Source organism: Endozoicomonas sp. ISHI1 (assembly GCF_024606225.1).
Taxonomy (GTDB): Bacteria; Pseudomonadota; Gammaproteobacteria; order Pseudomonadales; family Endozoicomonadaceae; genus Endozoicomonas_A.
This window is the reverse complement of sequence record NZ_JAGRPU010000132.1, coordinates 1-1,347: the sequence shown is the minus strand read 5'-3', so window position 1 is coordinate 1,347 and position 1,347 is coordinate 1. Positions and strand designations below refer to the sequence as shown.

Below are 1,347 nucleotides of genomic sequence, written 5' to 3'. Positions count from 1 at the left end.
CGCACCAGAAATCCGCTTTATGGGTATCTACGCCGGGTTTAAAAGCAATAATTTCCACCTGAAGCTGGGTAACCATTACCATGTACTACACGACGTTGGTACACCCGAAAAGTTATCCCTTTTTTTCAAGAATCAATGGTCGAGTCACCTGTGGTGGTTTCTGTTAGCAAAACTACTTCCTCCTTCCATCGTACCCTACCCTTCTTTCCGTCATGGCTTACCATCACTGTCCCGGGCATTTGGTGATGCCCCCGACTGCACTCCTCATCCGGTGATGATCGATCACGCTTTACTGAAAGGCCGTTTATCAGTGCAAACCAGTTGTATCGAAAACCACCCTGTATGGCAGATCACTGCCTCACCCCCTACATCATCGACAGAGACGCAGGCAGTTGATGGTGATTCTTTGTCTGTCTGGCTATCACTATGGACACTGCTGAATGACACCCATACCAGCACCCTTTTCCTTCGTCCCTGGCGGGAACGTCACCGCAATCACCTGCAGGCTATTATCTGTCAAACACATCCACTCACCCATCATAAAAAGTGTCAGAGTGTTCTTATTGATGTCCCGATGAATCACGAAAAACCCTGGCTGCTGCCCGAACTGGCTAACAAAGAAACCATAAGCAGCGACGGGCACACCGCTCTGGACAGCACCTACATTAAGCGGGTCAATCAGGCTATTCACTGCCTTTCTTCCCACGGTGAGTTGTTTGCCGAACCCGATAAAGGCAAGTCAGCCGACAAAGAAAAAATACACGCCTGCGATAATAATCGCTGGCTTTACCCATTGTCGGACCAAAAGTCGGATCAAAGATGGCTTTATCAACCGGGTATTCCTGAGACTCCGATAAAACCCGGTCCGGCACTCATCACCGGGAAATACTTTAACCTGTGGGCATTGGAAAAGGGGTCTCCCGGCAGTGACACCTATCCGGTCTGGTCGAGGTCTTCTCTATTCATCGCCCGCAACGACCGACATCGAAAGTACCATTTCTGGGGAGCAGGAGACCCGGTGCTGTTAATGCAGTTCGCTGATGCCCCTTATAATATCAGGGATCATTATGCCGGTTGGGATGGCCCTGACATTGGCACCCTTGTAGAAAGCGAGCATCTCAACCTGGCCACCCTGTTTATGGACGCGGTGACCAATACACCCTTTAATCTCTATCAATGGCGGGGGATTCTCTCAGGGTTCAGCTCACCGTCCCTGCCAAAAAGCCTCAGTGACCGGGTAAGGCAGCAAATTCTGAACGACCCCGGCTCACTTTACCAGTTTGTTCAACAGCGGCCAGAGTTACTGAACAACGTGCTGACCTATTTGAACCGGGAGTTTCCGGGGCA

At 50.6% G+C, this 1,347-nt stretch carries 1 protein-coding gene; it reads left to right on the top strand.

The features are described from left to right. On the top strand, positions 1 to 1,347 hold a 1,347-nt coding region (locus tag KBW69_RS23365; RefSeq protein ID WP_257282534.1), incomplete at both ends, for a hypothetical protein.